This is a genomic window from Sabulibacter ruber (genome assembly GCF_017355955.1).
GTDB classification, from domain to species: domain Bacteria; phylum Bacteroidota; class Bacteroidia; order Cytophagales; family Hymenobacteraceae; genus Nibribacter; species Nibribacter ruber_A.
This window is the reverse complement of the sequence record NZ_JAFFID010000071.1, coordinates 1-311: the sequence shown is the minus strand read 5'-3', so window position 1 is coordinate 311 and position 311 is coordinate 1. Positions and strand designations below refer to the sequence as shown.

Below are 311 nucleotides of genomic sequence, written 5' to 3'. Positions count from 1 at the left end.
GGGAGGCGACCGCCCCAGTCAAACTACCCGCCATGCAGGGTCCCGGACCCGGGTCACGGGCCGCGGTTAGATGCCAGAGATCTCAAGGGTGGTATTTCAAGGATGGCTCCACCCGGGCTGGCGCCCGGGCTTCATAGCCTCCCACCTATCCTACACATGAGATCCCTAGCACCACTGCAAAGCTGTAGTAAAGGTGCACGGGGTCTTTCCGTCTGACCGCGGGTACTCCGCATCTTCACGGAGAGTTCAATTTCGCTGAGTTGGTGTTGGAGACAGCGGGGAAGTCGTTACGCCATTCGTGCAGGTCGGAA

General features: G+C 60.1%; 1 rRNA gene. It reads right to left on the bottom strand.

Features of this window, described 5'->3' with window-relative positions:
• Nucleotides 1-311: ribosomal RNA gene (locus tag JT719_RS24495) — 23S ribosomal RNA — on the bottom strand; the annotation flags it as partial.